At 70.6% G+C, this 26,842-nt stretch carries 28 protein-coding genes; 12 read left to right on the top strand and 16 right to left on the bottom strand.

What is annotated here, in order from left to right:
• Both RBH18_RS07725 and RBH18_RS07720 read right to left on the bottom strand, forming a co-directional pair.
• A partial coding sequence (locus RBH18_RS07725; RefSeq protein ID WP_306205267.1) for a BadF/BadG/BcrA/BcrD ATPase family protein occupies positions 1-414 on the bottom strand: 414 nt, incomplete at its 3' end.
• 1 nt (position 415) lies between these two features.
• The gene (locus tag RBH18_RS07720; protein WP_306205266.1) at positions 416-1,531 is read right to left on the bottom strand and encodes an SIS domain-containing protein; all 1,116 of its coding nucleotides are present in this window, start codon (positions 1,529-1,531) and stop codon (positions 416-418) included.
• A 100-nt stretch (positions 1,532-1,631) separates the two neighbouring features.
• Between RBH18_RS07720 and RBH18_RS07715 the strand changes: the two genes are divergently transcribed.
• The 3 genes from RBH18_RS07715 (at position 1,632) to RBH18_RS07705 (ending at position 3,579) form a co-directional block, all read left to right on the top strand.
• Entirely contained in the window at positions 1,632-2,378 is a 747-nt protein-coding gene (locus tag RBH18_RS07715) for a GntR family transcriptional regulator (protein ID WP_306205265.1), read from the top strand.
• A gap of 111 nt (positions 2,379-2,489) precedes the next feature.
• Positions 2,490-2,963 (top strand): hypothetical protein, encoded by a 474-nt coding sequence (locus RBH18_RS07710; protein WP_306205264.1) that lies wholly within the window; start codon positions 2,490-2,492, stop codon positions 2,961-2,963.
• Positions 2,964-3,042: 79 nt separating this feature from the next.
• Positions 3,043-3,579, top strand: a complete 537-nt coding sequence (locus RBH18_RS07705) for a hypothetical protein (RefSeq protein ID WP_306205263.1) — start codon at positions 3,043-3,045, stop codon at positions 3,577-3,579.
• Between the two features lie 95 nt (positions 3,580-3,674).
• On the opposite strand, the gene RBH18_RS07700 is transcribed toward RBH18_RS07705, so the two are convergent.
• Positions 3,675-4,637, bottom strand: a complete 963-nt coding sequence (locus RBH18_RS07700; protein WP_306205262.1) for an isopenicillin N synthase family dioxygenase — start codon at positions 4,635-4,637, stop codon at positions 3,675-3,677.
• A gap of 171 nt (positions 4,638-4,808) precedes the next feature.
• Here RBH18_RS07700 and RBH18_RS07695 point away from each other — a divergent pair, with 171 nt between their 5' ends.
• Positions 4,809-6,218, top strand: coding sequence for a purine-cytosine permease family protein (locus tag RBH18_RS07695; protein WP_306205261.1), 1,410 nt, complete (start codon positions 4,809-4,811; stop codon positions 6,216-6,218).
• Here RBH18_RS07695 and codA read toward each other — a convergent pair.
• Both codA and RBH18_RS07685 read right to left on the bottom strand, forming a co-directional pair.
• A complete protein-coding gene (gene codA / locus RBH18_RS07690; protein ID WP_306205260.1) occupies positions 6,208-7,446 on the bottom strand; it encodes a cytosine deaminase in 1,239 nt (412 codons plus the stop codon). The two genes, RBH18_RS07695 and codA, sit on opposite strands and share 11 nt — an antisense overlap.
• 68 nt (positions 7,447-7,514) lie before the next feature.
• The gene (locus RBH18_RS07685) at positions 7,515-8,465 is read right to left on the bottom strand and encodes an ArsR/SmtB family transcription factor (RefSeq protein ID WP_306205259.1); all 951 of its coding nucleotides are present in this window, start codon (positions 8,463-8,465) and stop codon (positions 7,515-7,517) included.
• A 55-nt stretch (positions 8,466-8,520) separates the two neighbouring features.
• On the opposite strand from RBH18_RS07685, the gene RBH18_RS07680 reads away from it, so the two are divergent.
• Together RBH18_RS07680 and RBH18_RS07675 are read left to right on the top strand one after the other, a co-directional pair.
• Positions 8,521-9,735 carry an MFS transporter gene (locus RBH18_RS07680; protein ID WP_306205258.1) on the top strand — a complete coding sequence of 405 codons (1,215 nt, stop codon included), beginning with the start codon at positions 8,521-8,523 and terminating at the stop codon, positions 9,733-9,735.
• Between the two features lie 104 nt (positions 9,736-9,839).
• Complete coding sequence (locus tag RBH18_RS07675; protein WP_306205257.1) at positions 9,840-10,358, top strand: nucleotidyltransferase domain-containing protein; 519 nt, start codon at positions 9,840-9,842, stop codon at positions 10,356-10,358.
• A 74-nt stretch (positions 10,359-10,432) separates the two neighbouring features.
• On the opposite strand, the gene RBH18_RS07670 is transcribed toward RBH18_RS07675, so the two are convergent.
• Positions 10,433-10,597, bottom strand: coding sequence for a hypothetical protein (locus RBH18_RS07670; protein WP_306205256.1), 165 nt, complete (start codon positions 10,595-10,597; stop codon positions 10,433-10,435).
• A gap of 362 nt (positions 10,598-10,959) precedes the next feature.
• The gene (locus RBH18_RS07665) at positions 10,960-11,283 is read right to left on the bottom strand and encodes a site-specific integrase (RefSeq protein WP_306205255.1); all 324 of its coding nucleotides are present in this window, start codon (positions 11,281-11,283) and stop codon (positions 10,960-10,962) included.
• 73 nt (positions 11,284-11,356) lie between these two features.
• On the opposite strand from RBH18_RS07665, the gene RBH18_RS07660 reads away from it, so the two are divergent.
• Both RBH18_RS07660 and RBH18_RS07655 read left to right on the top strand, forming a co-directional pair.
• On the top strand, positions 11,357-11,620 hold the full coding sequence (locus RBH18_RS07660) for a DUF1883 domain-containing protein (RefSeq protein ID WP_306205254.1): 264 nt from the start codon (positions 11,357-11,359) through the stop codon (positions 11,618-11,620).
• Positions 11,621-11,742: 122 nt separating this feature from the next.
• Positions 11,743-12,078, top strand: a complete 336-nt coding sequence (locus RBH18_RS07655) for a hypothetical protein (protein ID WP_306205253.1) — start codon at positions 11,743-11,745, stop codon at positions 12,076-12,078.
• Between the two features lie 330 nt (positions 12,079-12,408).
• Here RBH18_RS07655 and RBH18_RS07650 read toward each other — a convergent pair whose 3' ends face one another.
• Complete coding sequence (locus tag RBH18_RS07650; RefSeq protein WP_306205252.1) at positions 12,409-12,819, bottom strand: HflX-like GTP-binding protein; 411 nt, start codon at positions 12,817-12,819, stop codon at positions 12,409-12,411.
• Between the two features lie 254 nt (positions 12,820-13,073).
• On the opposite strand from RBH18_RS07650, the gene RBH18_RS07645 reads away from it, so the two are divergent.
• On the top strand, positions 13,074-13,658 hold the full coding sequence (locus tag RBH18_RS07645; protein ID WP_306205251.1) for a polyketide cyclase: 585 nt from the start codon (positions 13,074-13,076) through the stop codon (positions 13,656-13,658).
• A gap of 226 nt (positions 13,659-13,884) precedes the next feature.
• Positions 13,885-15,033, top strand: a complete 1,149-nt coding sequence (locus tag RBH18_RS07640; RefSeq protein ID WP_306205270.1) for a pentapeptide repeat-containing protein — start codon at positions 13,885-13,887, stop codon at positions 15,031-15,033.
• A gap of 195 nt (positions 15,034-15,228) precedes the next feature.
• Here the strand turns inward: RBH18_RS07640 and RBH18_RS07635 are convergent, their stop codons facing one another.
• Positions 15,229-16,302, bottom strand: a complete 1,074-nt coding sequence (locus RBH18_RS07635; RefSeq protein WP_306205250.1) for an alpha/beta hydrolase — start codon at positions 16,300-16,302, stop codon at positions 15,229-15,231.
• 81 nt (positions 16,303-16,383) lie between these two features.
• Positions 16,384-16,887 (bottom strand): SsrA-binding protein SmpB, encoded by a 504-nt coding sequence (gene smpB, locus RBH18_RS07630; protein WP_306205249.1) that lies wholly within the window; start codon positions 16,885-16,887, stop codon positions 16,384-16,386.
• Positions 16,888-17,003: 116 nt separating this feature from the next.
• Here smpB and RBH18_RS07625 point away from each other — a divergent pair, with 116 nt between their 5' ends.
• Positions 17,004-17,327: a putative quinol monooxygenase gene (locus RBH18_RS07625; RefSeq protein WP_306205248.1), complete on the top strand. Its 324-nt coding sequence runs from the start codon at positions 17,004-17,006 to the stop codon at positions 17,325-17,327.
• Here the strand turns inward: RBH18_RS07625 and RBH18_RS07620 are convergent.
• The 6 genes from RBH18_RS07620 to RBH18_RS07595 form a co-directional block, all read right to left on the bottom strand.
• Positions 17,285-18,583: a hemolysin family protein gene (locus RBH18_RS07620; protein WP_306205247.1), complete on the bottom strand. Its 1,299-nt coding sequence runs from the start codon at positions 18,581-18,583 to the stop codon at positions 17,285-17,287. The genes RBH18_RS07625 and RBH18_RS07620 overlap by 43 nt on opposite strands.
• A 105-nt stretch (positions 18,584-18,688) precedes the next feature.
• Positions 18,689-20,554 carry a glycoside hydrolase family 127 protein gene (locus RBH18_RS07615; RefSeq protein WP_306205246.1) on the bottom strand — a complete coding sequence of 622 codons (1,866 nt, stop codon included), beginning with the start codon at positions 20,552-20,554 and terminating at the stop codon, positions 18,689-18,691.
• A gap of 14 nt (positions 20,555-20,568) precedes the next feature.
• Positions 20,569-21,375 (bottom strand): carbohydrate ABC transporter permease, encoded by an 807-nt coding sequence (locus RBH18_RS07610; protein ID WP_306205245.1) that lies wholly within the window; start codon positions 21,373-21,375, stop codon positions 20,569-20,571.
• Positions 21,375-22,262: a carbohydrate ABC transporter permease gene (locus tag RBH18_RS07605; protein WP_306205244.1), complete on the bottom strand. Its 888-nt coding sequence runs from the start codon at positions 22,260-22,262 to the stop codon at positions 21,375-21,377. The genes RBH18_RS07610 and RBH18_RS07605 overlap by 1 nt, the downstream gene beginning before the upstream one ends.
• Positions 22,259-23,530: an ABC transporter substrate-binding protein gene (locus RBH18_RS07600; protein ID WP_306205243.1), complete on the bottom strand. Its 1,272-nt coding sequence runs from the start codon at positions 23,528-23,530 to the stop codon at positions 22,259-22,261. The genes RBH18_RS07605 and RBH18_RS07600 overlap by 4 nt, the downstream gene beginning before the upstream one ends.
• Positions 23,514-25,628, bottom strand: a complete 2,115-nt coding sequence (locus tag RBH18_RS07595; protein WP_306205242.1) for a hypothetical protein — start codon at positions 25,626-25,628, stop codon at positions 23,514-23,516. Before RBH18_RS07595 ends, RBH18_RS07600 begins: the two co-directional genes overlap by 17 nt.
• A gap of 169 nt (positions 25,629-25,797) precedes the next feature.
• Here RBH18_RS07595 and RBH18_RS07590 point away from each other — a divergent pair, with 169 nt between their 5' ends.
• Complete coding sequence (locus RBH18_RS07590) at positions 25,798-26,820, top strand: LacI family DNA-binding transcriptional regulator (protein ID WP_306205241.1); 1,023 nt, start codon at positions 25,798-25,800, stop codon at positions 26,818-26,820.
• Positions 26,821-26,842: the final 22 nt, after the last annotated feature.

Below are 26,842 nucleotides of genomic sequence, written 5' to 3'. Positions count from 1 at the left end.
GGCGCGGGCGCGGCGGGCCCCGTTCTCCCCGTACGAGATGGAGCCGGTGCCCGCCACGACGTTGATCCCGTCGATGCCGCCCAGCGAGCCCGCCCAGCCGCAGATCATGTCGTTGCCGCAGCGGTAGCGGTCGTGGCCGAGCACGGCGGCGGGCAGGGCGTCGAGCGTGGCGACGTCCGCGGAGACCTCGCCGTAGCAGGGGATGCCGAAGAAGGCGTACGTGATGCCGGCCGGCTCGATCCCCGCCCGCGCGCAGACCTGTGCGACGCCCTCGGCGAGCAGCGGGGCGACGATGTCGATGCTGCTCATCAGGTAGTAGATGCTCGCCGTGCGGGCCTCGGCCACCACGGTCCCGGCATCGTCGATCAGGCAGAAGGCGGTCTTGCTGCCGCCGCCGTCCACGCCCAGGAACATGTCAGTCCTCGCCTTCGCCGAAGGGGTGGATGGTCACGCCCCGCACGACCCGGTTGACCTCCCCGGCCGGGAACGGGTTGTCCGGCGTGTGGCCGCGGGCCAGGGCGCAGGCGAGCGCGGTGAGCTGGGCGGGGATGACGGCGGCGACGGCCCAGAGCGCGTCCGGGAGGCCCGGCGGCCGCGGCACGGTCCACTGCACGACACCGCTCTCGTACGCCCGGTCGGCGATCACCACGACGCGGGCGGCGCCGAGGGAGGACACGAGTTCGCGTACGAGATCGAGGTCGTAGGCGCGCCGGTAGGCGTCGCCGGAGACGAAGACGGCCGCGAGGGTGTCCGGGGTCAGGGCGGCCTTCGGCCCGTGCCGGAAGGCCAGCGTGGACTCGCCGAGCGCCGCCACGTCGCCGGCGGTCAGCTCGAGGCACTTGAGCGCGGCCTCGTGGGCGAGCCCCTTGAGGCTGCCCGAGCCGAGGTAGACGATCCGGCCGGGCGCCAGCGCCGTCACGGTCTTCGCGATGTCGTCGGCGCCGCCCAGCACGCTCTGCGCCGCGTCCGCGAGGGCGTCCACGTCGGCGTCGCCGCCCAGGCACAGGTACGCGGCCAGCACCATGCTGGTGAACGACGACGTCATGGCGAACCCGCGGTCGTTGGTCGCGGGCGGCAGGGCGATGACGGTCGCGTTGCCGGCGCCGGTGTAGCGGCGGCTCAGCGCGCCCTCGGCGTTGCAGGTGATCACCAGGTGATGCGCGCTCGCCGCCAGCCGGTCGACCAGCTCGGCGGCCGCGACCGACTCGGGGCTGTTGCCGCTGCGGGCGAAGGACACCAGCAGCACCGGGCGGTCGCCCCCGGCAACCGTGTCCGGGTCGGTGACGATGTCGGTCGTGGGCACCGCCTCGACGGGCCGCCCGAGCGTGCGGGAGAGCTCGGGGGCGAGCAGCTCGCCGGCGTAGGCCGAGGTGCCCGCGCCGGTCAGGACGACGCGGGTCCGCGGGTCGGCCAGGGCGGCGGCGAGCAGGTCGTCGGCCTCGCTGCGCGCGTCCGCCACGACGGCGCGCGTGGCCCGCCAGACGTCCGGCTGGTGCTGGATCTCCGCCTCGGTGAAGGCGCTGCCTGCCATGTGTCACTCCGTCTCGCCGTCTGGTCTGCTGCTGGAAGCTACTGGTATGCAACTGGGCTGTCAATGACTTCAACTGGTCTGCTCCTGGTAGCTTGGCGGCATGGAGACGCGCCCTCTGCTCGGCCCCGACGCGTTGCCGCTGTACCTCCGCCTCGCCGACCGCATCGAGGAGGACCTGCGCGCGGCCGACGGTGCCGACGGCGCCCGGCTGCCCTCCGAGCGGCAGCTCGCCGAGCGCTACGACGCCTCCCGCGTCACCATCCGCGCCGCCCTCGCCGAGCTGCGGGAACGCGGGCTGCTGGTGTCTCTGCCCGCCCGCGGCTGGGCCATCGCCGCCGCCCCGAAGCCGCGCCCCGGCGCCGGCGGCCGGGTGCTCGGCTTCACCGACCTCGCCCAGCAGCGTGGGCTCGTCATGCGCAGCAAGGTGCTGTCCTCGGGCGTGCGCCCGGCGACCACGCGCGAGGCCGAGCTGCTCAACACGGTGGCCGGCGCCGACCTGTTCGAGATGCGCCGGCTGCGCTTCCTCAACGACCTGGTCATCGCGGTCGAGCACAACCGGCTGCCGCTCGCGGTCGCCCCGGCGCTGGCCGCCGCCGACTTCGCGGAGCACTCCCTCTACGAGGTGCTGCGCGCGGCGTCACCGGCCCAGCGGCCGCACTACGCCGACTACTCGGTCGAGGCGCGCAACGCCACCGACGAGGAGCGGGCGCAGCTGGAGATCGCCGGGCCGGTGCCGATCCTGGCCGCGACGCAGCTGACCTTCAACCAGGAGGCGGTGCCGATCGAGCTGACCGTCCAGGCGTACCGGGGGGACCGCTACACCTTCCGCGCCTCCATCACGGACTGAATGCGCCGAACGGGCGCCTCCATCACCGACTGACTACGCCGAGCGGGCGCCTCCATCACGGACCGACTACGCCGAGCGGGCGCCTCCGCCGGGGGCGACTACGCTGGCCGGGTGCAGGATCTGGCGGGCCGGCTCGCGGCGCTGACGTTCTCGGGGCTGACCCGGGAGCAGGTGACCGCGCTGCTCATCGACGAGGTCGCGGCGTGGGGCGAGGCCGAGGGGTGGCGGGTCTACCGCCGCGCGGCCAGCGTCGTGACGCTGCCGCCGCCGATGGAGCGGCAGCACTCGGTGCTCGACGTCGCGCTCGCCCGCCCGGACGGCCCGCCCATCGTCGTCGAGGTCGACCACACCCACCGGCAGCGCACGATCGACAAGCTGCTCGCCGAGGCGGAGGAGGGCCGGATCCCCTTCTGGGTCCGCTGGGGTCCCGGCGCGATCGCCGAGCCGCCGCTGCCGATCCAGCTCTTCGCCGTGTCGGTCACCCGGGCGCAGGGGCGTTTCTCGCGGACGATTTTGCCCGCGCCCGAGCACTCGCACAGCCCGCTGACCGGCGAGGCCACCGAACTGCCCCTGAAAGACCTGTGAATACGTCGGATCGTGAGCTGTGCCCGCGTCCGCCGGGTGGCAACCTTCTGGCTTTGACCGAGCAGAAGGGACTTTCGAGATGACAGACGTACTGGCCGAGCGGGGCAGCATCCGGGCCTTCCGTGCGGGCCCGCAGATCCTCATCGTCGCCGAGGGCAAGCTGCCCAGCCCCGGCTTCACCGTCGACATCGTGGAGGACCCGCGGCGGATCTTCCCGCAGCAGTTCGATCTGGTGCGGCGGCCGCTGGACGGCTTCTTCGCGCAGGTCGTGACGCCGTACACGTACTCGGAGAGCGTCCTGTTCCCCGCGGACCAGGCCGTCGTGACCGTGCACCACGCGGAGGGCTTCGACGAGGTGCAGATCCAGGAGTGCGGGCGGGAACTCGCCGCCTATCGGCGGGCCGTGGGGGACAACGGCGACGAGGCGACCGGCTTCTCCAAGAACCTGAGCTTCGACGAGGCGTTCGCCAACGCGGTGGCCGCCCTGCCGCCCAGCACGATCCCGATCGCCGACGGCATCGAGACGGTCGTGGTGCAGGAGATCGGCGGGCTGTTCGGCGGCTTCTTCCCGCGCCGCGAGATGTTCGTCCGGGTACGCCGCACCGCCGTGAACTGACCCCGCACACAGGACGGACGGCGGCTGCTGATCAGCTCGCGCCGATCCACGACCGCCGCGGGCGGTGGTGAGCCACCGCCCGCGGTCTCGAGGGGTCAGCCGACCGAGGCCGCGGCCTCCCGCTCCCGGTAGTAGTCGCCGGCCACCACCGGCGGATAGTCCGTCCCGCCACCGACCGGCGGCTCGAGCGGCGTGACGACCCGGTCCATGTCCATCTCGCAGAAGACGATGAGGCTGATCAGCTCCTCGTCCGGAGCGGCGTCCGACGGGGGCAGCACCCGGTGCCGGGTGGAACGCCACCGGTCGCCGGTCCACCGGGCGAGCAGGTCCGCGATGTTGACCGTGAAGGCGCCCGGCACGTACGGCGCGTCCGCCCACTGCCCGTCGAGGGTCTGCACCTGCAGCCCGCCGTAGCCCGGCTGCCGGTCGAGGACGGTCAGCATCCCCCAGTCGGTGTGCGGCGCGACCCGGAACTGCCCCTCGAGCGGCGCACCGGTGGCCGCCAGCGCCGGATAGCGGTTGATGTTGAAGGTGTACGGCGCGTTGCGGGTCCGGTCGGCGAAGTAGCCGGGTGCCAGCCCGAGCGCGGTGGCCAGCACCTCCAGCAGCTCCCGATAGAGGTCCTGGACCTGGGCGGCGTACGCGGTCACCGGCTCGCGCAGGCCGGGCACCTCGGCCGGCCAGACGTTCGCCGCGAACCAGGCGGGGTCGCCGTCCAGGTCCGCACGCCCGAGGGTGTAGGTCTCCTTCAGGTCGGCCTTCTCCGCGTCGGCGACCTCGCCGTAGAACGCGTTCGCCTCCCGGCCGGAGGCTATCCACCCCCGCCCGCCGACACCCGTCGCGTACGCCTGCTTGACGGTGTCGGGCAGCGTGAAGAAGGCGCGGGACGACTCACGGATGCGCTCCTTGAGCGCAGCGTCGATGCCGTGCCCGCCGACCAGGAAGAATCCGGAGTCCTGCATGGCCCGGTCGAGCCGGGCGGCCAGCGCGGCGCGCTCCCGGCCGCCGGCGGCCCGCCATGCGCCGATGTCGAACAGCGGAATGTCCGGTGTCGTCATGAGTCACATCCCAGCCTAGGAGGAAGACCGGCCCCGACCGTACGCGCCGACTGTTACGACAGCCGTCGGCCCGGCGCGCAACGGGCCCGAAACGCGCGCGGAATCCGACCGGCGCAGATCGGCGGTGTACTCCACTGATCGAGGTCCGTCGGGATCGGAGGCGGGACACACATGACCGCATTGGGAACACCGTCCGAGGTATCGGCCGAGGTCCGGGAGGGCACGTACGGCGCCCGGCTGACCGCCGTGGAGCCGGGTGGCGCCGGCTTCATTCCGTTGCGCGAGCGGCACGGCCGGCCGCTGCATCTGTTCTGGACGTGGATGTCGCCGAACCTGGAGTTCGCGACCGTCTTCGTGGGCGTCATCTCGGTGCTGTACTTCCAGCAGACGTTCGGCCAGGCGGTGGCCGCGATCGTGCTGGGCACGGCGCTCGGGTCGGCGACCCACGGCATCCTCTCGGCGCGCGGGCCGTCGATGGGCGTGCCGCAGATGGTGCTCTCCCGCATCGGCTTCGGCTACCGCGGCAACATCCTGCCGGCCGGCCTCAACGCCGTCGTGGCCGGCATCGGCTGGTTCGCGGTCAACAGCGTCAGCGGCGCGCTCGCCCTCGCCACCCTGACCGGCCTGCCCAACCTGCTGTGCCTGCTGATCGTGGTCATCGCCCAGGTGGCCATCGCGTTCTTCGGGCACAACCTGGTGCAGGCGTTCGAGCGGTACGCGTTCCCGATCCTCGCGGTGATCTTCCTGATCACCTCGGTCATCACGCTGAGCAAGGCGACCCCGTCGGCGGTGGCCGGCGGCACCGGTGGCACCGGCGGGTTCCTGCTGACCGTCGGGGCGTCGTTCGGGTACGCGGCCGGCTGGAACCCGTACGCCACCGACTACACCCGCTACCTGCCCCCGGCGACCAGCAAGGTGGCCACCGGCGTCTGGGCCGGCCTCGGCGTCTTCGTCTCGTGCACGTTCCTGCAGATCGTCGGCGCCGCCTCGGCCACGATCGCGGCGCCCGGCATCGAGAACCCGACCGAGGCGTTCACCAGCCACCTGCCCTCGCTCGTCGGCGACCTGACCCTGCTGGCCATCGCGCTCGGGGCGATCAGCGCCAACGCCATCAACATCTACTCCGGCTCGATGTCGTTCCTGGCGCTCGGCGTCACCGTGCCGCTCGGGCTGCGCCGGGCCATCGTCTCCGGGGTGTTCGGCGTGTTCGGCTTCCTGCTGGCCTGGTCGGGGCTCAGCGACGCCGGCCACAAGTACGAGAACTTCCTGCTGATCATCTCGTACTGGATCGGCCCGTGGCTCGCCGTGTATTTCGCCGACTGGTTTCTGCGGCGCGGCAAGCGCGTCGACGGCTTCCTCTACGACAAGAAGCACAACCCGTGGGCCGGTGTGGTCGCCATGGGAGTCGGCATGGCGGTGTCCATCTGGCTGTTCTCCAACCAGACCCAGTACGTCGGGCCGGTCCCCGAGCACACGCCGGCGCTCGGCGACATCACCTTCGAGGTCGGCTTCGTCCTGACCGCGCTGGTCTATGTCATCCTGTTCCGCTTCCAGCGCGACCGCCACGCCGTCATCGAGTGAAATCGACTTCCTCCGGTACGCCGTCCCAGACGACGGTGCTGCGGGCGGGCTGGGTCTCGGCGACGATCCGGCCCGCCCGCAGCACCAGCAAGCGCGGCCGCAGCAGCCGCAACGCCTCCGCCTCGCTCGTCGCGTCGAACACCACCAGATCCGCCGGGCCGCCCAGCCGGATCCCGTAGTCCTCGACCCCGAGCGCCGCGGCCGGCCCGCTGGTGATCATGTCGAGCAGCGTGCGCAGCTCGCCGGCGCCGCTCATGTGCCCGAGGTGGGCCAGCACGAACGCGGCCTGCAGCGGGTCGCCGAACCCCAGCGGGTACCACGGGTCCATCACCGAGTCGTGCCCGATCGCCACGTTGACCCCGGCCGCGAGCAACTCCTTCACCCGGGTGTGCCCGCGCCGGACCGGCCCCGCGTCGAAGCGCCCCTGCAGGACCGCGTTGTCCAGCGGGTTCGTCACCATGTGCAGCCCGGCCCGGGCGATGTTGGCGATCAGCCGGGAGGCGTACGCGGCGTTGTAGGAATGCATGGCCGTGGTGTGACTGGCCGTCACCCGCCCGCCCAGCCCCCGCCGGATGGTCTCGGCCACCATCGTCTCCAGGAACCGCGAGTGCTCGTCGTCGGTCTCGTCGCAGTGGATGTCGACGCGCAGCCCGTGCTCCTGGGCCAGCGCCATCGCGAAGCGCACCGACTCGACGCCGTCCTCCCGGGTCAGTTCGTAGTGCGGGATCGCCCCGACCACGTCCGCGCCCAGCTCCACCGCCCGCCGCATCAGCTCCTCGCCGCCGTCGAACGACCTGATCCCCTGCTGAGGGAACGCCACCAGCTGCAGATCCACCATCCCGCGCACCTCGTCGCGCAGCTCGACCAGCGCCCGCAGCGCCCGCAGCTCCGGATCGCAGACATCGACATGACTGCGCACGTACTGCACCCCGCAGGCCACCTGCCAGCGCAGCACCCGCCGCACGCGCTCCTTGACATCGTCGACGGTCAGGTCGCGCACCCGCTCGCCCCAGATCGCGATCCCCTCGAACAGCGAACCGGACAGATTCGCCCGCGGCTGCCCGACGGTGCGTACGGCGTCAAGATGAATGTGCGGCTCGACCAGCGGGGGAGTGACCAGCCGGCCGCCCAGGTCCCGCGTCTCCCGCGCCGGCCCGGCCGGCACGATCCGCCCGCCGTCGACGCCGATGTCGCCGCGGGACGTGTTGGTGAGCACCAGATCGATCATGCCCCGAGTCTGGCCGAACCACGTCCCGCACGGAAGCGGCACGCCTCCAGCGCCGACCGGCTGACCGGTCAGGCCCCCTCGATCAGGCGATCGCCGAGGGCGCTGCGGCGGTAGAGGACCTGGCGGCCGTCCCGGATGCGGGTCACCAGGCCACCGGCGTGCAGGATCCGCAGGTGCTGGGAGACCGCGCTCGGGGTCACCCGCAGGCGGCGGGCCAGCTCCACGGTGGGCAGTGTCTCGGCCAGCAGGTGCAGGAGCCTGGCCTTGGGCGGGCCGACGAGGGCGGCCACCACCTCGGGGCCCGGAGGAACGGTGGTCTGCCAGAGGGTCGCGATGCCCCGGGCCGGGTAGGCCAGCCACGGAGGCTCGGCTGAACTCATGGGCGGGATCGCCTTGTAGGCGAAGATCGACGGGAGCAGCAGGAGGCCTTGCCCGGCGGCGGACACCCGGTATCGGCCGATCATCTGGTCGATGCGCAGCGCACCATCGGCCCAGCTGACGTTCGGATGAAGGTCTGCGAAGAGGAGTCGCGCACCGCCCGTGGCGAGCTGCCGCGCACGATAGGTCGTGTCGGCCTCCATCACCAGGCGCATCCGCGGCCAGGATTCCGCCATGGCGGCCGACCAGTAGCGTTCGAGCACGTCGACGAGGTCGCTGAGGGATGCGGCGCGCAGCACGGCAGGCACCGGCCCCGGCGCGTGGGTCGCCGCGATGTCGCGCTCGACCAGCTCGTTCGGCGTGCGGCGGATCTCGTCGAGTTGCTCGGCCGGCAGCGGCGCGAAAGTCGCCGGGCGCGGCGTGAGGAAGTCCGGCAGGGCGCGGCTGTCTCCCACCAGGGACAGCAACAGCTCCAGGTCATCCGGGTCGAGTGCCGCCAGGGCGGCCCGGCGCCACGGGAGGTGCAGCGCGTACCGGCCCGGGTCGCGCAGTGCCCACAGGCTGCACACCAGCTCCTGGACGGGCGATATCGCGAAGCGGGTGTCCGCGAGATCCTCGGCGCTCAGCTCGTACTGGATCATTTAGCCGCAGCCTACATTTGTTGGCACGGCGCCGCACCGGCGCTGGGCTACGCGTATGAAACCTCGCCTCGTGCTGCTGCTCGCAACGGTCTGCGGCATCGCCGTCGGCAACGTCTATTTCCCGCAGTCGATTGCCCCGGCTGTAGCCGCGGGGCTGCACGTGCCCGTCGGCGCGGCCGCCGGCATCGTCACCGCCACCCAGGCCGGCTACACCGCCGGGCTGTTCCTGCTGGTCCCGCTCGGAGACCGGGTTCCGTACCGCCGGCTTCTGACGATCCTGCTGACGGTCACGGCCGGCGCCCTGCTGCTGGCCGCGGCGGCGCCTGCTCTGCCACAGCTGATCGCTCTCAGCCTGATGATCGGCACCGCCACGGTGGTCGCGCCGATCATCGGCCCGATGACGGCCGGCCTGGTGCCGCCGCAACGGCGCGGCCTCACGACCGGGCTCCTGCTCAGCGGTGGCACCGGCGGCATGCTGCTGTCGCGGACGTTCAGCGGCTACCTGGTGCACTGGTGGGGCTGGCGGGCCCCGTACGTGATCTCCGCCGTCCTCCTGCTGATCTTCGCGGCCTGGCTGCACCGCGTCCTGCCGCAGGCTCCGGCGGCCACCCGCCCGCCGTCCGTCGCCCACCTGCTCGTCGCGCCGATACGCCTGCTGATGCGCGAGAGCGACCTGCGCCGGTCGTGCCTCTACCAGGCCGCGATCTTCGCCGGCTTCTCCGCCGCCTGGACCTGCATGGCACTGCTGCTCACCGGCCCGGCCTACGGCTACGACGCCCGGGCCGTCGGGCTGCTGGCCCTGGTGAACGCCGCCACCATGCTGGCCACCCCGCTCGCCGGTCGACTCACCGACCGTCACGGTCCCGACCTCGCCAACCTGGTGTGCGCGGCCGCCGTCGTCGCCGCCTCCGCCCTGCTGGCCGCGGGCGCCGGCGGCCACCTGGCGTGGCTGGTCGCCGGGACCCTGGTGCTCGACGTGGCCATGCAGTCCGGCATGGTCGCCAACCAGGTCCGCGTCTACGCGATCAGCGACACCGCCCGCAGCCGCCGCAACACCGCCTACATGACCTGCGCGTACATCGGCGGCGCCGTGGGCTCGTGGCTCGGGCTGCGGTGCTATCCGCTGCTTGGCTGGCCCGGCGTCTGCGCCCTCGTCGGGGTGCTGGCACTGATTCCGCTGACTCACGTGGCCCTCACCAGATCGCGGCGGATGGCCAGGCGGTGCGCCGCCACCCACCCCGAGACACCCCGGAACTCGACCAGCCGATGACCGGTCCACTGACACCTCGCACGCAGCGGACGGCCGCCTCCGCCGGGACGCACGCTCGGGTTCAGCCAAGGAAGCGGGTCCACCTGCGTGCCAGGATCGTCGTCATGGACGAGAAGACCGAGGGGCAGTTGCGTGTCATCCGCAAGGTCGTAGCGGCCCTCCAGGTGGCCGATGTCTCGGCATGGCTGTTCGGCGGTTGGGGACTCGACGCGAGGATCGGCCGGATCACGCGCGAGCACGGCGACGTGGAATTCTGGGTCGAGCGCATTCACGCCGAGCAGTCGAAGGCGCTTCTGTTGGCAGCCGGCGCCACGGCGTTGCCGACCCAACCGCCGGAGGAGTCCTGCGAGTACGTGTGGGACGGCGTCCCGTTCAGCACCGCCTACTTCGATCGGCGGGCGGACGGATCGTTCAGCCAGCCCCTCGGGCGGTTCTCCGACTGGCTGTTCCCGCCAGGATCCTTCGACGAGCAGCCTGTGACACTCGACGGCACGCCGGTCCTCGCCATGAGCGTCTCCGGCATGCTCGCCATGAAGGAACAGTTCCCCGCGTTGCGCAACGGCCGGCCGTGGCGGCAGAAGGACATCATCGACATGGCGAGGCTCCGGCAACTGCCACCATGACGGCGAGCCGCCCTCTTACGCTTCGCACCAATCAGACTGCGGCAGATCCGGTAACTGAGGTCAAGGTCCACCGGTCATATTTCGATGCGGCGCAGCCACCAGTGCAGATCCTGCCGGAGCAACGGGTTGTTGACCGTGCGCGCTTGATAGCGGTCGTCGCAGGGACGAAGCGCGGCGCGCAACTCACGGCGCGCCTTGCGGCGAAGCGCCCATGCCGCATGCTCGAGCAGCGTGCGCACGTGACAGTCGACGCGCCAGTCCTCCGGAACTATGTCATGGGCGGGCTCGACTCCTCGGCCACGGTGGGAGTGAGACCAGCGGCGAAACGCATGCGCCACCTCCCCGGGAGGCAACCCGGCAACCCGCTCGAACTCAGCGATCTGGCGGTTGGCCGACGCTGACAACCCACGGATCACCGGCGATCGACCGCATTGGCGTCGCCGCGGTAGCAGAGACCTGATCTCGCCCGGAGACCGGCGAGGCATGACCACTTCCAGTGTTCTTCGTGAAGGCGACGATCATACGACAGTCGTCGCCGCCGGATTCCCTGCCCAATCGACTCTGCTCGGCGGAGTCGCTCGCTCTAGCCCGTCGCTCGCTGTTATGTGCCGGAGGCCATGTAGGCGGCGAGGATGTAGTTGGGGTGCCGGTCAAGGTTCTTGCGGGCCCGGCCGTAGCGCATGGTGGTCTTGGGGTCGGCGTGCCGGGCGGCGATCTGGACGTCGCGGAGGCTGACGCCGGCGTCGAGCATGGTGGTCACGAACGTGTGGCGCAGCATGTGCGGGTGCATCCTCGGCATCCGGATCCCGGCGGTGGCGGCGAGGAGTTCGAGCCTGCGGGTCGCGGCGTGCCGGTCCACCCGGGACGGCCGCCTCAGGGTGTGGTTCGGTGTGTTGACTGCCTCGTAGAACGCCAGCGGAGGCACATGAACGTGAGTGAGCCGTTTGCCAACGGGCGGCGAGCTTTGCGCTCGCGTTACGGCCCGTTATGTATTTCATATGGAACACCTGTGGTTCGACCTCGGTGGCTGTGCCGGCGGCACTCAGCTGGAGATCCAACTGCGCGGCTCGTCCGCGCGGGTCTGTCTCATGGACACGAGCGAGTACCAGGCGTACCTCGACGGCGACGAGTACGAGTACCACGGTGGCTTCTTCGACTTCACCCCGATCGTCCTCGAGGTGCCGCATGACGACGACTGGTATTTGGTAGTCGATAGCTACCACGGACGCATCAAGGTCAAATATGAGGAGATTTTCGAGTGATGTCATCGCTGCTGTGCCGGCGCTGACGAGAGAGGATCGCGGCGTTCCCGCACGTCCTGGCCGGCCGGAACTCGGGTCCCGGCCCCGGCAGCGCCCGGTCCCTGCGAGTACCCGGGACTCGAGTGGCGGAGGGCTGGTTTGATGGGTCGATGAGTGGTTTCGAGATGACGTTGCTTGTCATCGCCAGTATCGGATCGGTCGCCGCGGCATCCGGGGCCTGGCTCCAGGAGCGGCGCAGCTCGGCAGCCCAGCTGGCGGCCGTACGGCGCAAGCTTGATCTGGTGATGGACCACCTCGGTATCGCCGCGCCGGAAGAATCCGAGGTGATCCACCACGTGGAGAACGGGCGGACGATCGAGGCCGTCCGCGCCTACCGCAAGCAGACCGGCTCGACCCTGCTCGAGGCGAAGCAAGCGGTGGACCGCATCGCTGCCGGCCGCGGCCTCACCGGGCGGTGACGCAGGGAGGGAGCCGTCGGCGCTTTTACGGCCATAGCGGTTCACGCCGCTCATTGTCGGCGACAGATGAGGGCAATCGATCTTGAGCCACTTGCCGGTCCGGCGGATGGCCAATAGACGTCCTTCGCCGACCTACAGCATCGTCGCCGCCTGCCAGGTGGGCAAAGTTGATCACGACAGCGAGGACTCACACAGCGACTCCGGCGTTCCAAACAGCTAAACGCTCGGATACTGCTTCGCCAACGAGCGACCGTAGTTCTACCCTTGTCCAGGTGAACGCATCAGAGGTGCTGATCGCCTTCCCTTGCGCTCTCCTTCGGCGGTCTGCCGCTACCCCTTTCCGCCGTCGACGGCGAGATCGTCGCCGCTGAATACGGCACAGTCCAGGATGTCGGCCAGGACTGTCCGCTGAACGGGTGTCAGGGCGTTCACGAAGACCGCGACGTCGACGTCCCCTATGCGGCAGGCATCGGCGATCTCCCGGACCTTGCCATGTGTCAGCAGCGTCCGGCGAGAGAAGGGCCGCGACATCCGGGCGGCCCCGCCGGGACGTTGTTTCCACCGGTCGGAGGCACCGCGGCGTTGAACGTATCGACCCACCACCCGACCACCGCGCGCCTCGACTACGGCCGCGAGCTCGTCGAGCCGGGCCTCAAAACTTCTCTCCTTGGCCGAGAACAGACCGACGACTACGACATCAGCGCCGTTGAGCGGGTCATCAAGGCTCCGGTACTGCTTCACGCTGACATGATGGCCTCCGCCACAACCCCGGAGCCACCGCTTTCTGGACCGTTGCCGCCAGAGCGCTTCGCCAGGGGACAGGTGGCAAAAGGCTCATTCTTAATATTTTGCTGCGGGGGCGACGCACTCATCTCGGCACGAGCATGCGCCGAGCCAACCAGGCTGGCATCACAGGGTGTGGCGGCGCCCGCCGGCTCGCCGCGCACGCTCGGCGGCGGGACCCGGATGGCCGGGTGATGACCGAAGATGGATACATGCTCGGTGACCGGTGGGACGTGACGAACGACGAGATGCTCCGTTCCTATCCGTGCGATGACTTCGTCGACTCACCCGCCCTCCAGGCGTGGCGAGGAGTGCGCGTCGAGGCGCCTGCCGCGGCGGTGTGGCCCTGGATTGTCCAGGTCAGAGTCGCACCGTATGCGTATGACTGGATCGACAACCTGGGTCGACGCTCGCCTCGACAATTGCTGCGCCTCCCGCCGCCTGAGGTTGGAGAGGCGTTCACTACGGCGGGCGGGCGGAAGCTGGGCAGGATCGTTTCGGTCGACCTTGAGAAACAGCTCACCGGGCGCATCATGGGTGGATTCATGTCGTACGTGCTGGTGCCGCAGGACCGCAACACCACACGGCTGTTACTCAAGGTAGTCATGCAGACGAACCGCTGGGCCGCCGTCGGACTGTCGGTGGGTGACCTGGTCATGGCGCGACGGCAGTTGCTCAATCTGAAGCAGCTCGCCGAAGCGTCAACACCTGGGTCCGGCTATGGGATGAGATCAGACATGCACTCATCGTTAGGGCGTACGGTGGCCGCCGACGCCAGCTTGCGTCACATTGTGTGACAGCTCTCTGCCGTCCACCGCGCGCACTCAGCGGCAGATCCGGATAAGTGATCTTGGCGTTGTGAACGACTCGGCGGATGATCCTAGATGACAGCCGGATTTACACTCGTCCGAGCGAATGGATGCACAGTCCAGCGAGTGAATCGGCGGATCATGGATGGCTGTCTCTCGGTACGAGGGCCCGAGCTTGCGGGCCCTCTCTTGGCGTGCGGTCGCAGCGGGGTTGGTGGTCGTCGCGGCGGGAACCGTTGGCCTCGTTTTCTGGCTCCTTGATGTGGCAGGCGACGATCCAGCTCGACGCCTTGACGCGATCAGAACGGCCTTCACCGCCGGCCTGACAACAGGCGGAACGTTGGCGTTGCTGCTAACGGCGCGCCGGCAATGGTTGCAGGAGCGCACACAAATCCACTCGGAGCATGTCGCAGAGGACAACGCGGAGCGGGCCGAGCGAATCGCGGCCGCGAATTTGCACGATGCGAATGAAAGGCGGACAACCGAGCTCTACATAAAGGCGGCTGATCAACTCGGCTCAGTCAAGGCGCCGGTGCGGCTGGCGGGGCTATACGCATTGGAACGCCTCGGGCAGGAAGATCCGAGGCAGCGACAGATGGTCGCAAAGATCGTCTGCTCGTATCTCCGCATGCCGCCGAGCGCCTTCGCGTCTCGGCCAATCAGTTCATCCGCCTCCGGCGATGACTTGGCGGCATTGCAGGACGGCGAACTGGAAGGCCGCGCCGAGCTGGAGGTACGGAAGGCCGCGCAGGGGCTGCTGACCGAACACCTTTCCCCAGGTAATGCGGAACTGCACTGGCCGGAGGTAGACGCAGTCGACCTTACAGGTGCGCACCTCGAGGACTTCTCGCTGCAACGTGCTTCCCTCAAATCACTCACACTGAACAACGCGACATTCGTCGGCGAGTCCTGGTTCACCGAAATTGCTTGCGACCTGCTCCTCGTTCAAGGAGTCACCGTTCGCGGGCCGATTGACTTCCGAGGAGCCACCTTAAATGGGAATGCATGGTTCGCCGGTTCGAGATTTGAAGCTTCGGTGCGATTTAATACAGACGAATTCTTCGCTGGAACCCACTTTGTTGGATTCGCGTCGTTCCGCGGCTGCGCCTTCGACGGGCGAGCAAATTTCTCGGGAGCGAGATTATCCGGCGGTGCGGACTTCACCGGATCCAGGTTCGAACCCGGATTGGGAGATCCGGGATTCGGAGAGGTGATCGTCGAGAACCCGGTCATGGAGTCGCCGGAGGTCGGCCACGATCGGAGTGTTTGGCCGGAGGGTTGGAGCATGGTTACGGGGGCCAGCGGCTCGGCTCGGCTTCGGCGCCGCCGGAGAAGATCGTCACATCAGACTCTGGAGGGGTAGGCTAATACTCCGGGTAACTGGAAGAACTCTTGTCAATTCACTCACATCGGCAAATGAGTGCACGCGGCCTGATTGCGATCAGAGTTTTCTGCTCGCGTGGGTCTTCGGATCGTGGCGACTTGCCGTACGCGCTGGTGATGGGTCCGCTTGGCGGCTTCGGTGTCGTCTTGGCGGTCACGCCGGCTGGTGGGTGCTTCAGGGGCGGCCGAAGATTGCTGTCAGGGCGGTGGGGAAGAGGTTGCGCCAGTTGACGTAGTCGTGCCAGCCCGGGTATTCGGTGTAGGTGACGGGGTAGCCCTTGGCGCGCAGGGCGTCGCGCAGGTGGCGGCTTGAGGCTATCTGGTTGGGGGCGCCCGGACCGACCGATGTGGTTTCGCGGTCGCCGACGTCGAGGTAGAAGCGGAGGCCGGCGCGGGGGAGGCGGGCGTACTCGCGGGTCAGCCACTCCGGCTCGCCGTGCTCGGGGTGGGGCCACCAGAAGCTGCCCGACTGGCTGATCACGGCGCCGAAGACGTCCGGGGCTCGCAGGGCCACGTGGGCGGCCATGAGGCCGCCGAGGGAGGCGCCCGCGACGGCGATGTCGCGGGGGTACGGGCTGATGCCGTACTGCCGGCGGGCCCAGGGCATGAGCTCGCGGGTGACGAAGCGGGTCGTCTCCTCCGAGTCGGGGGTCAGGTCCTTGTCGCGGGTGTCGTCCGTCCCGTGCAGGAAGATCGTCACCAGGGGCGGGATGCGCCCCGCGGCGATGAGGTTGTCGCAGGTCGCGGGGATGCCCATGACCGTGCGGCCCAGATAGCCGTCGAAGACCACCAGCGCGGGCAGCCCGGCGCGGCGGCCGCCGGCGGGCACGTGGACCGAGACGCGGCGCCCGCTGTCGAGCGTGACCTCCTCGATCGTGCCGGCGGGCACGCCCGGCTGGGGGACGGGCCAGGTTTCCGGCGGCGCCAGGGGCAGGGTCAGCCGGGACACGTACGCGTCCCGGTCGCTCGGGTCGCCGGGATCGGCTGGGAACAGCATCGTGTCCGGGTTCAGCGGGTCGATGTGCGCGGGGCCGACGGCCCGGGTGTCGCGCGGGGGTGAGAAGTCGTCGTCCGGCAGGTGGGACACGAAGTAGATCGATCGCAGGCGCGCGGGCAGCCGGAACGTTCCGTGCCACAGGTCGGTGCCGGGCTCGCGGGTCAGCGGGAAGCGGCTGCCCCAGCCGACCGAGGTGCGCTCGGCCTCGCCACGCCACACGAAGGTGACCTCCACGAGGCCACTGGGGTCCACGTCCGACACCAGGGGGCTTCCGGACACCTGCGCGCGCTGCCAAAGATCCGCCGCCGACACGACGCATAGGATCTCACAGATTCACCCTCTAGGGTGACCCCCTGATTTCGCTGAGTGACCCTTGAGGCTGCGGCCGAGGGCCCGGGCGATCTCCTTGTCGGCGTCCCGCTTGGCGATGGCCTGCCGCTTGTCGTACTCCTTGCGGCCCTTCGCCAGCGCCAGCTCCACCTTGGCCCAGCCCTCGTTGAAGTAGAGCGACAGCGGGACCAGCGCCACCCCGGGCTCGCGCAGCTTGTCGAGGATGCGGTCGATCTCCAGGCGGTGCAGGAGCAGTTTCCGCGTGCGCCGCGGGGCGTGGTTGGTCCACGAGCCGAACCCGTACTCGGCGATGTGCAGGTTGTAGAGCATCAGCTCGCCCTCGTGCTCCTGCGCGAAGGCGTCGACCAGCGAGGCGTAGCCGGCGCGCAGCGACTTGACCTCCGTGCCGGCCAGGACGAGACCGGCCTCGTACGTCTTCAGCACCTCGTAGTCGTGGCGCGCCTTCTTGTTGGACGCGATGACCTTGCGGCCGGTCTCCTTCGGCATGCCGGCGAGCCTATGCCGTGCCGTCCGCCCCGTCGCGTGATTTCCTGGTGGACACGGAAGGGATTTCCTGATGGACGCAGAGGGGTTTCCTGCTGGGACCCGGAAAGGACCGAAAGATGATCTTCATCACCGCCAAGTTCCTCGTCAAGGCGGAGCACGCCGGGCAGTGGCCCGAGATCGCCGGCGAGTTCACCCGCGCGACCCGGGCCGAGCCCGGCTGCCTCTGGTTCGACTGGTCGCGCAGCCTCGACGACCCGGACGAGTACGTGCTGGTCGAGGCCTTCCGCGACGGGGACGCCGGCGCCGCCCACGTCGGCTCGGCGCACTTCAAGCAGGCGCAGCGCGAGCTGCCGCCCTATCTGCGGGCCACGCCGCGGATCATCAGCCAGACCGTCGATCAGGACGACTGGTCCGAGCTGGGCGAGCTCGCCGTCAAGTAGGGACGCAGGCGCAGCCCGGTGATCGCGTGCCCGGTGATCTCGGTGACCTCGGCGGTGTGCCCGTCGAGCACCACCACCTCGCCGGGCGCGGTCGGGATGTGCCCCAGCCGGGCGAGCACCAGGCCCGCGACCGTCGTGTAGTCGCCGTCCTCGAGGTTCTCCACGGCCACGCCGATGTCGGGCAGGTCGTGGATCGGGAAGGTGCCGGGCAGCAGCATGGCGCCGTCCTCCTCGTGCACGACCGACTGCACGTCGCGGTCGGTCTCGTCGTAGATCTCGCCGACGACCTCCTCGACCAGGTCCTCCATGGTGACGATGCCGTCGATGGCCCCGCGCTCGTCGACGACCAGGGCGAACTGCTGGCGCTGGGTGCGCAGCTGCAGCATAGCGTCGGACACCTTGAGCGTCTCGGGCAGAAAGACCGCCGCGAACATGTGCTCCTTGACCGGCCCGGCCGCGCCGATCAGGTCGCGCAGGTGCACCACGCCGAGCACGTCGTCCAGGCCGACCGGCCCGACGACCGGCGCCCGGGAGTGACCGCCCGCGACCAGCTTGGCGAGCGCCTCGGGGGCGGGCAGGTCGGCCGGGAGCACCAGCACGTCGCGGCGCGGGACGAGGATCTCGCGCAGGATGCGGTCGGCGATCTCGAAGGCGCCCGAGATGATCGTGCGCTGCTCGGCGGAGAACTCCTGCTGCGCCTCGACCATGTCGCGGATCTCCTCGGCGCTGACCTCCTCGCGGCCCGCGTCGGGGTTGTTGCCGGTGAGCCGCACGACCAGGTCGGTGGTCCTGCCGAGCAGCCAGTTGACCGGCCGCGCGACCGTCGACAGCAGGTCGAGCGGGCGCGCCACCAGCAGGGCCCAGCCCTCGGCGCGCTGCATGGCGATGCGCTTGGGCGCGAGCTCGCCGACGACCAGCGTGAAGAACGTCAGGACGATCGTGACTGCGACGATCGACACCGGGTCCGCCGCGTCGCCCAGGAAGCCGAGCGGCCCGACCAGCGGCTTGGCCAGCGACACCGCCGCGGAGGCCGACGCCAGGAAGCCGGCGAGCGTGATGCCGATCTGGATCGTGGCGAGGAACCTGTTGGGGTCCCGGGCCAGCTTGGCCAGGGTCCCGCCGGTCCGCGTCTCGCGCTCCAGCCGCTGCAGCTGGCTCTCGCGCAGCGACACCAGGGCCATCTCGCTGCCGGAGAAGACGGCGTTCACCAGCACGAGCACGACGACGAGAACGATCTGCCACCCGTAACCGCCCACGGCGGAATCTCAACTCCTCACGAACCGGGGACCCGAAAGATCCACGGTACCGGCCGGAGCTGAGCCCCGGCTGGCAAGGCCGGGGCTCGGGGCGGCCTCCGCGGGTCAGACCGTGGGAATCCACACCCGCATGGTGGACGGGCCGTCGTTGCCCCACGCGTGGTAGGGCGTCAGGGGCACCAGTTCCGGCTCGGCGTCCGTACCCCCGGGTGCGGTGCCGGGGTAGGGCCAGGGCGCGCCGGTGGTCTCGTGCGCCGCGATCGGCACCAGGACCCGGCCGTCGCGGTCGAGTGGGGCCATGTCCGTACGCACCCGGGCCGTCGCGACGTCGGCGCCGGTGAGGCAGTAGACGAGCGGGCCGCGCTCGACCGCGACGGTGCCCCGCACGGCGTCGATGCGCGGGTCCGCCCAGGTCCAGCGCGCCCGTACGGGCAGGTCGAGCTCCACCGCGTCGCCCGCGACGAAGGCCCGGGTCAACTCGGCGTACCCCGGCTGCACCGCGGCGCCGTCCAGCGTCGCCCCCGACGCCCAGGCGGGTACGCGCACCCGCAGCGTCCACGCCCGCTCGGGCCCGGACAGCACGGTCACCCGCACCCGGCCGTCGGCGGGATACAGCGTCTCCACCCGCAGCTCGACCGGCGAACCGTCGGCGAGGGTCGTGGCGATGCGGCCGGCGGCGTACTGGTGCAGCTGCACGCCGCCCGCGTCGGTGGTGGCCACGTACGCGCCGAGCGAGGCCAGCGTGCGCGCCACGTTGGTCGGGCAGCAGGACACCTCGAACCAGGGCGCGCGCAGGCTCGACGCGGCCCGGGGGCTGGCCCGGTCCGGCTCGGGCACCCGGCCCGGCTCGCGCTGGTGCAGCGTGTTGACGTAGAAGAACGCGCGCCCGTCGGCCGCCGGGGAGGTCGCCACCACGTTGTAGAGCGTGCGCTCCACCGCGTCGGCGTAGCGGGCCTCGCCGGTGGCCAGCAGCAGCCGCTGGTTGAGCATGACCGAGGCGACCCCGGCGCAGGTCTCCGAGTACGCCCGGTCCGGCGGCAGCTCGAAGTCGTCGCCGAAGGCCTCGCCCTCGTGGTGCGAGCCCATGCCGCCGGTCAGGTAGGTGCGTCGTTCCAGGGCCCGGGCGGTCTGGCGGATCGCCGCGTCCAGCAGCTCGGTGTCGCCGGTGTCGACCGCCACGTCGACCGCCCCGGCGGCCAGGTAGAGCGCGCGCACCGCGTGCCCGCGCAGGGCGGAGGCCGTCCGGAAGGGCTCGTCGTCCTGGAAGTAGGCCGCGCCGAACCCGATCGGGCCGAGCCGGCCGTGCCCGCGCCGGTCGAGGAACAGCGCCGCCTGCTCGAGGTATCTGCGCTCGCCGGTGGCGCGGGCCAGCTCGGCCAGGGCCACTTCGATCTCCGGGTGGCCGCAGACGCCGTCGCGGCCACCCGGGCCGAACTCCGCGCACACGTGGTCGGCGGCCCGCAGGGCCACCCGCACGAGCTGGTCGCCGGGGCCCGCGGTGCGCAGCCGGGCGACGCCGGCCTGGATGAGGTGGCCGAAGCAGTAGAGCTCGTGGCCCCACTCGAGGTCGCTGTAGCGTGCGCCCTGCCCGGGCCGGCCGAACATGGTGTTGAGGTAGCCGTCGGGCTCCTGGGCGGCGGCCACGCGCGCGGTGAGCGCCCGCAGCCGCCGCTCGACGTCCTGGCTGCCGCTGCGGGCGACCTCCCAGGACATCGCCTCGAGCAGCTTGTAGATCTCGGAGTCGGCGAACTCGCGGCCGCGCCGGTCGCGGGGGAGCCGGCCCTCGGCGGCGGCGTCGAAGTTGCCGGTCCAGCCCATCCGCTCGGTCCACTGCTCGGCGTGGGCGAGGATCGCGGTCGCGTTGAGGCGCTGGCGGTCGCCCCAGAAGCCGCCGGTGAGCGTGACGTCGCGGACGCCGACCGGGGCCAGGGCGCCGTGGGAGGGGTCGACCGGAAGTCCGGCTGCAGACATGAGGGGTGTCCTTGTCACTTGAGGCTGCCCGCCGTCATGCCCCCGATGACGCGGTTGCTGAGCACGACGTACACGAGGATGGTCGGCAGGATCGACATCACGGTGGCGGCGAAGGCCTGAGGGTAGTTGGCGGCGTACGTGGTGAGGAAGAACCGCACGCCCACCTGGACCGTCTGGGCCTGCTCGTCCTGGGTCAGGACGGTGGCGAAGAGCAGCTCGTTCCAGGTGGTGATGAGCAGGAAGATGGCGGCGGTGACGACGCCGGGCACGGTCAGCGGCGCGACGACCGAGCGGAAGACGCGGTGGAAGGACGCGCCGTCCATCCGGGCCGCCTCGAGGATCTCCTCGGGCGTGGTGTCCATGTAGCCCTTGATGATCAGGAAGCCGGTCGGGAAGAAGATGCCGGCGTAGGTCAGGGCCACGCCCCACACGGAGTTGTAGAGCCGCAGGTCGTTGATGACGTAGAAGATCGGCACCAGCAGCGCGTTGACCGGCAGCAGCAGCCCGAAGACCAGAAAGGCGAGCACGGCCCTGCTGATCCGGAAGCGATACATCAGCGCGTACGCCGCCAGCAGCGACGCCACGATGATCAGCGCCGTGGCGACGACCGCCACGACCACGCTGTTGAGCAGGAACCGGCCCAGCGGATGCGCCTCCCACGCGCCGGTGAAGTTGCCGAGCGAGAAGCTGCCGGGCAGCCCGAACGGGTCGGCGAAGATCTCCTCGCTGGTCTTGAGCGAGGACATCAGCAGCCACAGGAACGGCACGACGGTCAGCACCGAGAAGATGCCGAGGACGGGCCAGCGTACGGATCGGGGCATCACTTCTCCGTCCGGCGCAGCACGGCGAACACGCCCAGCATCAGCACCGCGCCGAGCGCGAGCGTGACGAGCCCGGCGGCCATCGACAGGCCGTACCGGTTGGCGGTCACCATCTGCTGGTAGATGTAGAGCGACAGGGTCATGGAGTGATCGGCCGGCCCGCCGCCGGTCATGATGAACGGGTACTCGAACATCCGCAGCGCGTAGCCGACCACGAAGACGGCCTGCAGCGCGATGGCCCGGCGGATCAGCGGGATCGTGATCGACCAGTCCTGGCGCCACGCGGACGCGCCGTCCAGCTCCGCCGCCTCGAAGAGCTCCCCCGGGATGGTGGAGATCTGGGTCAGGAAGAGCACCATGCCGAAGCCGATGTAGATGACGAACGGCAGCATGGTGGCCCACAGCGCGGTGTGCGGGTCGAACAGCCAGTTGCGCTGCCACGACTCCAGGCCGGCCACGGCGAGCAGCTTGTTGACCAGGCCGAGCGAGACGTGGAAGACGAAGTACCAGAGGAACGCCAGCGCCGTGCTGGAGATGACGTTCGGCAGGAAGAACGCGGTGCGGAAGAACTTCCAGAACCTCGGCTTGCGGTGCAGGACCAGAGCCACGAGTACGCACAGCGGGGTGTGCACGACCAGGCCGATCAGCACCCACCAGATCGTGTTGGTGAAGGCTTCCCGGAACGCGGAGTCGTGGTAGAGCGTCACGAAGTTGTCGAGCCCGATGTACTGCGCCGGGCCGAGCCCCGCCCACTCGGTGAAGCTCATGTACGACGTGAAGATCAGCGGGAAGACCAGGAACAGGGCCACCAGGGCGACGGCGGGCGCCAGGTAGAGGGTGAGCTGCCGGCCCGACGCCAGGGGACGCGGTTTCCGGGGTGCTGTCACTTGTTGGCCGCCTGCAACTGGGCGGCGAAGTCCTGCGGCGACGTGCTGCCCAGCGCCAGCCCCTCGAGCAGCGACGGAAGTTTGGCCTGCGCGGCCGGCTTGATCTCGCGGGCCATCTGGACGACCGAGGTCGGCGCGGCGCCGGACAGCTCGATGACCTGCCGCATCTGGGTGTTGGCGGCGGCCTTCTGGGTGTCGCTCAGGGTGGTCTTGACGGCGAGCGGGTACTCGCCCTGCACCGACATGGTGGCGGCGTTCTCGTTGGCGGTCAGGAACTTCAGCCACGCGGCCACCGCGTCGGCCTTGCCCTGGTCGGACTGCTTGGCGGCGCCCCACACGTTCAGTGAGTCGGTGACCACGTCGCCGGTGCCCGGCGGGACCGCCACGGCCACGTCGTCGGGGTTGGCGACGTCCTTGCGGATGCTGCTGATCAGCCACGGCCCGTCGATGACCATGGCGGCCTGCCCGGAGAGGAAGTTGCGCGACGCGACGGCGTAGTTGGAGCCGACGGCGTCCTTGGTGGAGTCGCCGAACAGCTTCTTCATCTGCTCGGCCGCGGAGACGATGGCGGGGGAGTCGAGCGGCTTGCCGGGCCCGTAGACGTCCGCGCCGCCGTTGGCGACCGCCAGGTAGCTGAAGGCGTTCATGGCGTACCAGGCGTCGTCGCTGGTCTGCAGCGCGAGCGGCGCCACGCCGGCGGCCTTGAGCTTGCCGGCCGCGGCGTCGAACTCGGCCCAGGTCGTCGGGAAGGCGGTGATCCCGGCCTTGGCGAACAGGTCCTTGTGGTAGTAGACGAGGGCGGGCGCCTGGTCGCCGGGGATGCCGGTGACCTGGCCGTTCTGCGTGACGGCCGCGAGGTTCTCGGCGCGGAAGCGGGCCTTCCACTCCGGGTCGGCGTTCAGGTACGGCGTCCAGTCCATGAGCTTGCCGGACTGCTCGCGCGACAGGTCGTTGGGGTTGTAGTTGTAGAGGAACACGTCGGGCGTGTTGCCGGCCGAGATCATCGACTTGATCTTCGACTGCATCGTGGGCCAGTCCGCCTCCGGCTTCGAGACGACCTTGTACTTGCCGCCGTTCTGCTCGTTGAACCGGGTGATCAGCTGGTCGAGCACCTTGCCGCGGGCGACGTCGGAGGTGAAGTTGGACATGACGGTGATCTCGTCGCCGCCGGACCCGCCGGTCTGCGAGGCGATGGATCCGCCGCAGGCGGTGAGCGACAGGGTGGCGGTGACCGCGACGGCGGCCAGGGCCCTACGGGTGAAGGACATGGGAGTTCCCTTTCGCGGAGAGGTAGCGCTGCAGGCCGGAGGTGCCCGCGGTGTAGGGCCAGCCGAGGCCGCCCCAGGTGTCGCCCTTGGCGATCAGGCCGGCGTCGACGCCCTGGTCGCAGAAGGAGATCCCCTCGGGCTGCATGCCGGTGCCGGCGAAGCCGAAGCTCTCGCCCGGGTGGGAGAGGACCTGCTGGCAGCCGTACGCGGCCAGGTCGGCGACGGTCTCGTACAGCGGGTCGCCGGTCAGCCGGCTGATCCGCACGAACGAGTCGAGGAAGAACAGTGAGTAGATGTCGGTGACGCCGGCGCCCCAGGTGGAGTTGATGCCACCCCAGCCGGTGGAGCGCACCCCGGCGGCGGCGACCCGGGTGCCCGGGCGCGGCGGGACGTCCCAGAGCAGGTGCCACGTGACGGCCAGTCGCGCCGCGCGCTCGGCCCCGGTCAGCCATTTCGGGTCGCCCGTGGTCTCGTACAGGGAAAGCAGCGCCGTCATGGCCAGCTCGGCGGCCTCCTTGTCGACGACGTTGGGGTTGTCGAGGGTGCCGCCGCGGTAGTCGTCGCGGGCCACCTGCTCGCGCAGCACGTACTCGCCGGCGCGCTCGGCCGCCTCGATCAGCCGCCGCCGCTGCCGCGGATCGATGTCCCGGGCCAGATCCAGCAGATAAGGCACCGGTACGGCCGTGCTCGCCTTGCCTTCCGCGCCGGCGCCCAGCCATCCGCCGTCGAGCGGCTTGCCGGCCGGGCTGTACGCGCGGTACCAGGAGCCGTCCTCCTCCTGCGCGGCGAGCAGGAAGCCGGCGAAACGCACGCAGGTGTCGAACCATCCGGGGCGCTGCCGGCGGCGGTGGTTGCGCAGCAGGTCACCCGCCGCCTCGGTCATCATCCGCAGGTACGCCCCGGGCTCGCCGGAGCCGCCGAGATAGTGCATGACCGGGCCGTCGGGGTCGCCGCAGCTGAACAGCGGGCGGCCCTTGTCGATCGAGTAGAGGGTGTAGAGGAAGCCCTCGTCCGTGGCCAGCTCGGTGGTGAAGAAGTCGCAGACCCGGTCGGCCCGCTCGACCCACTCGCCGCCGAGCCGCTCGGCCAGGGTGTGCGCCACGTCGAGCTGCCGGCCGGTGAAGCCGTACTCCAGGACGGCGTGCGAGCCGGCCATGCCGTGCTCGGTGAACGAGGCGCCGAAGGCCTTCGCCTCGGCGTCGTAGCCGCGGTCGGGGTCGAAGTTCAGCCGGAACCCGGCCCCTCCCGGCCACTGCGCCCACGTGTGGGTCAGCGACTCCAGGCGCAGCCGGATGCCCTCGTCCAAGGTGAACGGCAACTTGGCCACGCGGGGCGGATTGACCTGCGCGGCGTACGCGTAGGCACCCGCGACCGCGTCGGCGAAGGTGGGCGCCTCCCGCCGCACCAGGTCGTACCGCAGCGTCACGTCGAGACCCTCGGGGCCGACGGGGTGGTACGCCGCGGCGGGAGTGCCTTCGGCGTCGAGCAGGTTCGAGCGGTCCCCTTCGCGGTAGGGCCAGGTGACGACGAGTCGCGGGTGGGTGCCGCCGGCGATGAAGCCGGCCGCGCCGATGTCCGTACGGTGGACGTAGTCGCTGTCGCCCGGCTCGCGCCGCGGGGCGTCGTCGTAGGCGGGCAGGCTGGTCCGCACGAGGGCGGTGGACTGCCCGCCGATCCAGGCCAGCACCAGCGGGTACGCCAGCCGGGCGTCGCTGAACAGATGCGTGGCCGGCTCGGCGTGCTGGGCCGGGCTGTAGACCATCGCGGGAGCGCAGTAACGGACCTGCTCGCCGGCCTCGGGCAGGTCGACCGCGAGTTCGAGCCGGATCGCCGAGCCCTCCGGGCCGCTCGCCCGCACGCGGCGGGTCAGGTGGACGACGCCGGCGCCGGCCTCGTACCGGTCCTCGACCGCGACCGTGAGACCGTCGCGCTCCCACTCGCGGGTGCCGACCCAGCCGGGGCCGTCCGCGACGACGGCGGCGTAGCCGAACTCGTCGGTGCCGCCGCCCACATAGGAGCACCGGACCGGGGCGCCCACCGTCGCCCCACCGAGCGACGGCAGCTGCCCGCCCGCGCCGGGCTCGAAACTGATTCGCACGCCAACTCCCATCGATGACCGCTGGTGAAAGCGGGTTTGGGGCCGGTTCTCGGGCTGTTGCCGAAAGCTGCCGAAAACGATTTCGGCGAAGTTAACAATCGTGCCCGCGGGCCGTCAAGGGCTACGATGCAGACGACCCCGAAACGGTGATCATGAAGGGAGGGCCGGGATGACCGAGGCCGTGCGCGCCCCCGACCGCCCCCGCGGCCCGACGCTCAAGGACGTGGCCCGCCTCGCCGGCGTCTCGGTCGCGACGGCGTCGAAAGCGCTCAACGGCCGCAGCGAGGTGCACCCCGACACCCGGCAGCGCGTGATCGAGGTGGCGGCCCGCATCTCCTTCACCCCGAACACGGTCGCCCGCAGCCTGCTGGCCGGGCAGACCGGCACGGTCGGGCTGCTCACCAACGACCTCGAGGGCCGCTTCAGCCTGCCGATCCTCATGGGCGCCGAGGACGCGTTCGGCACCGGCAAGGTGTCGGTGCTGCTCTGCGACGCCCGCGGCGACGCCATCCGCGAGCGCCACCACCTGCAGGCGCTGCTCGGCCGCCGGGTCGACGGGCTCATCGTGGTCGGCAGCAGCACCGATCCGCGCCCGTCGCTGGGCCAGGAGCTGCCCGTCCCGGTCATCTACGCGTACGCCGCCTCGGCCGACCCCGGCGACGCGTCGCTGGTGCCCGACAACGTCGGCGGCGGCCGCCTGGTCGTCGAGCACCTCGTGGCCACGGGCCGCCGCCGCATCGCCCACATCTCCGGCGACAGCGGCTACCTGGCCGCCCGCGAGCGCGCCGAGGGCGTGACGCGGGCGCTGGCCGACGCCGGCCTGCCACTCGCCGGTGACCAGGTGTTCTACGGCAACTGGACCGAGGCGTGGGGCCGCACGGCCGCCCAGGCCCTGCTCGCCCAGCACCCCGGCGTCGACGCCGTCGTGTGCGGCAGCGACCAGGTCGCGCGCGGCGTCCTCGAGGTGCTGCGTGAGCGTGGCGTGGCCGTGCCCGGCCAGGTGGCGGTCACCGGCTTCGACAACTGGGAGATCCTGTCGGCCGACTCGCGCCCGCCGCTGACCACCGTCGACATGGGGCTCGAAGCCCTCGGCCGGCGCGCCGCCGAGCGGCTCTTCGCGGCGATGGAGGGCCGGCCGGCCACGGGCGAGGAGCGCCTGCCCTGCCGCCTGGTCGTGCGCGGCTCCACCTGAGCGGCTCGCGCCGGCCGCGCGT

The sequence above is a fragment of the Actinoplanes oryzae genome, assembly GCF_030757795.1.
Lineage (GTDB): Bacteria > Actinomycetota > Actinomycetes > Mycobacteriales > Micromonosporaceae > Actinoplanes.
The sequence above is the reverse complement of the archived record's forward strand: the minus strand, read 5'-3'. Positions and strand labels throughout refer to the sequence as shown.

Excerpts from the sequence above, each read along its gene's own strand:
- RBH18_RS07720 (WP_306205266.1), bottom strand. The coding sequence starts at position 1,531 with ATGGCAGGCAGCGCCTTCACCGAGGCGGAGATCCAGCACCAGCCGGAC.
- RBH18_RS07715 (WP_306205265.1), top strand. The coding sequence starts at position 1,632 with ATGGAGACGCGCCCTCTGCTCGGCCCCGACGCGTTGCCGCTGTACCTC.
- RBH18_RS07705 (WP_306205263.1), top strand. The coding sequence starts at position 3,043 with ATGACAGACGTACTGGCCGAGCGGGGCAGCATCCGGGCCTTCCGTGCG.
- RBH18_RS07700 (WP_306205262.1), bottom strand. The coding sequence starts at position 4,637 with ATGACGACACCGGACATTCCGCTGTTCGACATCGGCGCATGGCGGGCC.
- RBH18_RS07695 (WP_306205261.1), top strand. The coding sequence starts at position 4,809 with ATGACCGCATTGGGAACACCGTCCGAGGTATCGGCCGAGGTCCGGGAG.
- codA (WP_306205260.1), bottom strand. The coding sequence starts at position 7,446 with ATGATCGATCTGGTGCTCACCAACACGTCCCGCGGCGACATCGGCGTC.
- RBH18_RS07685 (WP_306205259.1), bottom strand. The coding sequence starts at position 8,465 with ATGATCCAGTACGAGCTGAGCGCCGAGGATCTCGCGGACACCCGCTTC.
- RBH18_RS07680 (WP_306205258.1), top strand. The coding sequence starts at position 8,521 with ATGAAACCTCGCCTCGTGCTGCTGCTCGCAACGGTCTGCGGCATCGCC.
- RBH18_RS07675 (WP_306205257.1), top strand. The coding sequence starts at position 9,840 with ATGGACGAGAAGACCGAGGGGCAGTTGCGTGTCATCCGCAAGGTCGTA.
- RBH18_RS07660 (WP_306205254.1), top strand. The coding sequence starts at position 11,357 with ATGGAACACCTGTGGTTCGACCTCGGTGGCTGTGCCGGCGGCACTCAG.
- RBH18_RS07645 (WP_306205251.1), top strand. The coding sequence starts at position 13,074 with ATGCTCGGTGACCGGTGGGACGTGACGAACGACGAGATGCTCCGTTCC.
- smpB (WP_306205249.1), bottom strand. The coding sequence starts at position 16,887 with ATGCCGAAGGAGACCGGCCGCAAGGTCATCGCGTCCAACAAGAAGGCG.
- RBH18_RS07625 (WP_306205248.1), top strand. The coding sequence starts at position 17,004 with ATGATCTTCATCACCGCCAAGTTCCTCGTCAAGGCGGAGCACGCCGGG.
- RBH18_RS07615 (WP_306205246.1), bottom strand. The coding sequence starts at position 20,554 with ATGTCTGCAGCCGGACTTCCGGTCGACCCCTCCCACGGCGCCCTGGCC.
- RBH18_RS07610 (WP_306205245.1), bottom strand. The coding sequence starts at position 21,375 with ATGCCCCGATCCGTACGCTGGCCCGTCCTCGGCATCTTCTCGGTGCTG.
- RBH18_RS07600 (WP_306205243.1), bottom strand. The coding sequence starts at position 23,530 with ATGTCCTTCACCCGTAGGGCCCTGGCCGCCGTCGCGGTCACCGCCACC.
- RBH18_RS07590 (WP_306205241.1), top strand. The coding sequence starts at position 25,798 with ATGACCGAGGCCGTGCGCGCCCCCGACCGCCCCCGCGGCCCGACGCTC.